We start from the raw sequence: 6,439 nt of genomic DNA, 5'->3' as shown, positions 1-6,439 counted from the left end.
CCGCGGTGAACTACGGGATGCTGCTGCGTGACCTCGACGCACTCGTCGTTGGCACAGAACTCGAGGCTCTGCTCCAGCGTGAGGATCGTGGGCGGGGTGAGCTTGACCAGCTCGTCGCTGGTCGACTTGCGCATGTTGGTCAGCTTCTTCTCCCGCACGATGTTGACCTCGAGGTCCTCGTTGCGGGTGTACTCGCCGATCACCATGCCGCTGTAGACCTGGGTGCCCGGGCCCACGAACAGCTCGCCGCGGTCGGCGAGCAGGTCGACCGCGTAGCCGGTCACGGGGCCGGAGCGGTCCGCGATCAGCGAGCCGCGCAGGCGGTTCGTGATCTCCCCGACCCAGGGGCCGTAGCCGTCGAACACGTGGCTGGCGATGCCCGCGCCGCGGGTGATCGTGAGGAACTCGGTGCGGAAGCCGATCAGGCCGCGCGACGGGACCCGGAAGTCCAACCGGACGCGGGTGTCGCCGTGCACCATCTGGCTCATCTCGCCCTTGCGGGCCGCGAGCAGCTGGGTGACGGCGCCGAGCGAGTCGGTCGGGACGTCGATCGAGAGCTGCTCGAAGGGCTCGTGCAGCTTGCCGTCGACCACCCTGGTGACGACCTCGGGCTTGCCGACGGTGAGCTCGAAGCCCTCCCGGCGCATGGTCTCGACCAGGATCGCCAGCGCCAGCTCGCCACGGCCCTGGACCTCCCAGGTGTCGGGGCGCTCGGTGGGCAGCACGCGCAGCGACACGTTGCCGACCAGTTCGGAGTCCAGCCGGTTCTTCACCTGGCGGGCGGTGAGCTTGGCGCCGGGGTGCGGGTCGCGACCCACCAGCGGGCTCGTGTTGATGCCGATGGTCATCGAGATGGCGGGCTCGTCGACGTGGATGCGCTCGAGCGGGACCGGGTTCTCCGGGTCCGCGAGCGTGTCGCCGATCATGACGTCCGAGATGCCCGCGACGGCCACGATGTCGCCCGCCACGGCCTCGTCCGCCTGCACCCGGGTGAGGCCCTCGGTGCGCAGCAGCTCGGTGATCTTGACGCGCTGGACGCTGCCGTCCTCCTTGCACCACCCGACCTGCTGGCCGCGGCGGATCACGCCCGCGCGGACGCGGCACAGCGCGATGCGGCCCAGGAAGCTGGTCGCGTCGAGGTTGGTGACATGCGCCTGCAGCGGGGCGTTCGGGTCGTCCTTCGGGGCCGGAACCACGTCGAACAGCACGTCGAACAGCGGCTGGAGGTCCTCGGAGTCCGGGAGCTCGCCGTCGCCGGGGCGGTTGCGGCTCGCGCGGCCCGCCCGCCCGGAGGCGTAGACGACCGGGAGGTCCAGCAGATGGGCGGTCTGGTCCTCGTCGAGGCCCAGCTCGTCCGCCAGCTCGAGCAGCAGCTCCAGGGACTCGTCGACGACCTCCTCGATGCGCGCGTCGGCACGGTCGGTCTTGTTCACGACGAGCATCACCGGCAGGCCGGCGGAGAGGGTCTTGCGGAGCACGAAGCGGGTCTGCGGGAGCGGGCCCTCGGAGGCGTCGACCAGCAGCACCACGCCGTCGACCATGGACAGGCCGCGCTCGACCTCACCGCCGAAGTCCGCGTGGCCGGGGGTGTCGATGACGTTGATCGTCACGCCCTGCCAGTTCACCGTGGTGTTCTTCGCGAGAATGGTGATGCCCTTCTCGCGCTCCAGGTCACCGGAGTCCATCACCCGGTCGACGAGCTCGGCGCGCTCGCCGAACGTGCCGGAGGCGCGGAGCATGGCGTCGACGAGGGTGGTCTTGCCGTGGTCGACGTGCGCGACGATGGCGACGTTGCGCAGCGCGCGGACGCCGTCGGGCAGGCCGCGGTCGGCGGTCTGCGGGGCGTCGGCGAGCGAGGATGGCGCTGAAGTCACGCTTCACGGTATCCCGTGGGATCTCTGGACCTGCGCCCGCGCCCAGCCTAGGCTCACCTCACGATGGCCAAGGTGAAGAAGAAGTGCTGCCGCTCCAAGCCCAAGAGGTGCAAGAGCTGTCCCGTGGTGCACCTGCGCCTGCAGAAGGCCGGCGCCGCCGACCTGAGCGGCAAGGCCTACCAGAAGGCGGTCAAGATCGCCCGCGTCTACTGAGGACCGCACACCGCCCTGATCTGCACTTCTCGTACCGAAGCGCCCTTCGCGCGGTCCGCCGCACGCGCTCGCCCGGGCTGGATCGATCCCGCCCCCCAGCCTGTCATCATCAGGCTCGGCAGCGACGCGCCCACACCTCCCCGCACCCTGTCGGACGACCCCCCGGGACCGGCGCGGGCGATGACCGAGATCACAGCGTGATCCGGACCGCTCCCCTGCCCTCCGCCCGGCATCGCTCGGTCGATCAGGGGCACGAGATACCGCGGTGAGTGTGGCGACCGCTCCCACCGAGAATCGGGGCCGAGGAGGCTCGCCCCACAGGAGCCACCTGCCCGCCGACCCAGTCCAGCCCGGCCGGCCCGGCGCAGCCCAACCAGCCCAGCCCGGCCCAGCCAGCCCGGCGCAGCCCGACCAGCCCGGCCCAACAGCCCGGCCCAGCCCAACCAGCCCGACCCAGCCAGCCAGCCCGGCCCGGCCCGGCCCGGCCCGGCCCGCGGCCATGATCGTCGCTTCGGCACGCCCGACCGCGCACACCGCAGCTCCCCGCTCCGAACCGACGATCACCACCTCAGCCCCGACTCCGCTACGGGAATCATGATCACCACTTCGGTGCGCCCGACCGCTCACACCGCGGCTCCCCGCTCCAAGACCGACCGACGATCACCGACTCGGCCCCGACTCCCGGCCCGCCAACAGCTCATGGTCACCGCTTCGGCACGCCGCACCGCGCACACCGCTGCTCCCCGCTCCGAACCGACGATCACCACCTCGGCCCCGACTCCCCGGTCCCGCCACGTGGGCCATGATCACCATTTCGGCACGCCCGACCGCTCACACTGCGGCTCCCCGCTCCGAACCGACGATCGCTGCCACCCCCGCCGACGATCAGCCGGGGCGCGCGAAAGGCCGCATCGACCGATGATCACCACCTCGGAGCGCCCAACCGCGCACACCGCGGCTCCCCGCTCCGAACCGACCATCACTGCCACCCGCGCCGGTGGTTCACGGTCGCCCCACCGGATGGCCTCTGACTGGGAGCCGAGAACCGCGGCCCACGCGGTTCCGCCGCCCGCCAGCCCGACGATCATGGTCAGCTCGCGCGACGCGCGGTGGCGACGGCGTGCCCGATCTCGGCGAGCACCGCGGCGGGGCGGGTGGTGAGGTCCTGCCAGGTGTAGCGCAGGACGGTCCACCCGGCCCGGACCAGCACATTCTGACGCCACAGGTCACGCTGTCTGCGCTCCGCGTCGAGGTGCCAGGCCCAGCCGTCGACCTCGATCGCGACCTTGGCCTCGGGGAACGCGAGGTCTAGGAGGAAGCCCATGACCGGATGCCCGCAACGCCACCCGATGAGGCGAGCGGCCCGCAGGTGCTTGACGAGCAGGCGCTCGGCGACCGACGCGGAGCGATCCGCGGCCGCGACCAACAGGGCGTGCATCGCGGCCGACCCGTGGCAGCCGATGTTGCGCGAGTAGGCGCGGGACACAGCCTCGAACGAGACGCCGGTCTGCAACGCCCGGTCCAGGAACGGCCCGCCCGCGGTGCCCAGTTCGACCGCGGCGTCCAGCACCGTGAACGCCGGGGCCGTCACCGCTACCCCGTGTCGGTGGGTGCGGTCCTGCGGGTCGAGGTCGCGGCGTCGCACTGTCACGCCCTGTCGTGGTCGCGGCGAGCGCCTCCGCGGCACCGTGACCGCTACCGGCCCGGCAAGCGCGGGAGCGATGCCCTGCCACCACGCAGCCGCGACCCCGCTCAGCACCGCGCCCTCCCCCGCCCAGAGCACAGCCGCCCAGACGCGCGCGGCGTCACTCGGCGGGTGGGCGTCATCGCGGTAGACCCGCGGGTGCAGCGGCACCCACCGACGCGCCGCCAGGTTCCGGTCGACCGCGTCCGGCGACACCCCCACCGCGACCGCCTGCGCCCGCGAGATCACCCCCGCCTGGCGCCGCAGCAGCGGCGCCACGCCACGCCTCGTCGCCCCCGACGACCGTTCACCACTCCGCCCAGAAGTCATGCGAACTTCGACGGCCGCCGCCGACCCGCGGTTCCACCCGCCCGAGGATCACCACCTCGGCTCGTGGAACCGCGCAGAACGCGGCTCCGCGTACCCGATCGGCGATCACCAAGCTGTGCTTCCAGCCGCGACACCGAGCCACCCAACCGAGCGCTGTCCCCGAGCGCTGGTCTCCGAACGCTGTCTCCGAACGCTGGTCTCCGAACGCTGGTCTCCGAACGCTGGTCTCCGAACGCTGGTCTCCGAACGCTGGTCTCCGAGCAGCCTCCCCAAGCGGCCTCCCCGATCGTCCTGCCGGGGGTGCACGCTTCCCCCGAGGACCCATCCGTGATCACCGCTTCGGCACCTCGAGCCGCGACCCGCGCGGCTGTGCGCGCCAAGACGGTGATCATGATCGTCCGCGAGGAACCCGTTCAAGTGGGCCAGCCACCCAAGATCACCACTTCGGCTCGGAACGCCGTGGTGAGCGCGGCTCGCCGCACCGAAGCGATGATCATTGCGTGCGGCGAGCGACGGAAACCGCGACATTCCTGAATCGCCCCACACCCGCGACATCGCCCCACATCCGCACCCACCGGACACGAGTGATTCGGACACGAGCGGCGCTAGCGACCAGGGCAGGCGACCCCGACACAAGCGGCCAGGCACGCGGGGTTCGTTCGGATGCGCCTCGGTCCCGGCTGTGAGGGGACCCGCGCACGGGCGCCGTGCAATGCAGCGGTCCCGGGCACACGCGCCCGGACACGGCAGCAGCGACGCAGGCGCGAGCGGCTCGGACACAGCGACCCGGACACGAGCGACCCAGGCGCGGACGGCCCGAGCCGCGAGCGACCCCAAACACGAGCGGCCCAAGCGCAAGCGGCCCAAGCGCAAGCAACCTCACGCAAGCGACCCAGACACGAGTGACCCAAGCGCAAGCAATCCGGCGCAAGCGGCCCGAGCGGCCCGAGCGCAAGCGACCCAGATACGGACGGCCCAAGCGCGAGCGACCCAGACAAGGGCGGCTCGGACACAACCGGCCCAGGCGCGAGCCGGGCACGACGGATCAGGCGCGGCAGCCCAGCGGGAGGTGATCAGGGACGGGTCAGGTCCACCAGATCCGCCACCACCGCGCGGTCCGCGTCGACCCACGCCACGGTGGGGACCTCGGACGGGCCCAGCCAGCGCACCGCCCGGTGCTCCAGCGCCTCGGGCTCCGCGGAACCGGCGGCGAGCGAGGCCGAGTACATCCGGAGCACCCGGTCGCGGCCCCGCACCGAGATCGGGAGGTCGGTGCCGAGCCGGGCGCCGACCTCGAGCCCCACCCCGAGCTCCTCGCGGCACTCGCGCACGAGCGCCTCGGGCTCGGTCTCGCCCACCTCGACGGACCCGCCCGGCAGCTCCCACCGCCCCGCGAGCTCCGGGGGCCGTGCGCGCTGGGCCGCGAGCACGCTCCCCGACCGCACGATCGCGGCCCCGACGACCACCGGTGCCCCCACCAGCTCCTCGGCCCGTCGCCGGTAGACCACGGCCCGCGCCGCGAGCATGTCCCGGATCAGCCTGCGGACCAGGATCCTGTCGCCGACCCGGCCCAGCGGGCCGAACGGGGACTCCCACGTGATCTCGTCGTGCAGCACGGTCCCCTCGGGGCCCTCCTCCAGCGTGGTGCGGTGGACGAGGGATCTGGCCAGGCCGCCCACCAGCGCGGACGTCATCCCGCCCGGTCCCACCGACTGGATCCGCGACCGGCAGCGCAACCGGATGCCGGGGACGAGCCGGGCATCGAGCCGCACCTCGTCGCCGGCGACCAGCAGCCGCACCGCGGAGGAGAAGCGGTGCCCCGCGAGGGTGAGCGCCTCGACGGCGACCTCGCAGTCCCGCACCACACCCGCCACGAGCCTGCGCGGAGCGGCGACGGGGGTCGACATGCTGAGCACCGGCACCCGCCGATCGTCCCAGCCGCGGGCTACGGCGCGGGCCAGCGGGCCTCCAGCCGGGCGCCGCCCCAGGCCGACTCCCCCGCCGTCACCGAGCCGCCCCGGCCGGTCACCAACGCGGACACCAGCGCCAGACCCAACCCCGCGTGTCCGCCTCCCGCCTCCTGCGACAGCCGGGTGAACCGGTCGAAGACGCGGCCCCGGTCCGCGACGGGGATGCCCGGGCCGTCGTCGGAGACCACCAGCCGGGTCCAGCGCCCCGCGGGCAGCACCTCGATCCGCACCCGGGTCGCGGCGTAGCGGGCCGCGTTGCCCAACAGGTTGTCCAGCACCAGCCCCACCTCCGCGGGGCTGGCCACCACCAGCGCGTTCCCCGGGGCCAGCAGCTCGGGCGCCGGACCGCTCGCCACCCGGTCCAGCGC

The 6,439-nt window shown here is 73.0% G+C and carries 5 protein-coding genes; 1 reads left to right on the top strand and 4 read right to left on the bottom strand.

Annotated features, from left to right (window positions below; genetic code table 11):
* The coding region (typA, locus tag H5J29_RS17120; protein WP_220187535.1) for a translational GTPase TypA at window positions 1–1,820 on the bottom strand (1,820 nt) is incomplete at its 3' end.
* 117 nt (window positions 1,821–1,937) lie between these two features.
* Between typA and H5J29_RS17115 the strand changes: the two genes are divergently transcribed.
* Complete coding sequence (locus H5J29_RS17115; RefSeq protein ID WP_181781953.1) at window positions 1,938–2,087, top strand: hypothetical protein; 150 nt, start codon at window positions 1,938–1,940, stop codon at window positions 2,085–2,087.
* Between the two features lie 1,090 nt (window positions 2,088–3,177).
* Here the strand turns inward: H5J29_RS17115 and H5J29_RS35890 are convergent.
* From H5J29_RS35890 to H5J29_RS17100, 3 genes are all read right to left on the bottom strand, one after another.
* On the bottom strand, window positions 3,178–4,050 hold the full coding sequence (locus H5J29_RS35890) for an endonuclease domain-containing protein (RefSeq protein ID WP_220187533.1): 873 nt from the start codon (window positions 4,048–4,050) through the stop codon (window positions 3,178–3,180).
* Between the two features lie 1,124 nt (window positions 4,051–5,174).
* On the bottom strand, window positions 5,175–6,008 hold the full coding sequence (locus tag H5J29_RS36245; protein WP_312858275.1) for an NUDIX domain-containing protein: 834 nt from the start codon (window positions 6,006–6,008) through the stop codon (window positions 5,175–5,177).
* 38 nt (window positions 6,009–6,046) lie between these two features.
* Window positions 6,047–6,439, bottom strand: a 393-nt coding sequence (locus tag H5J29_RS17100) for an ATP-binding protein (protein WP_246393967.1), incomplete at its 5' end; no start/stop codon positions are given.

This window comes from Pseudonocardia pini (assembly GCF_013870575.1).
Classification (GTDB): Bacteria; Actinomycetota; Actinomycetes; order Mycobacteriales; family Pseudonocardiaceae; genus Pseudonocardia; species Pseudonocardia pini.
Note: the sequence above shows the minus strand (reverse complement) of the source record. Positions and strands in the feature narration are given on the sequence as shown.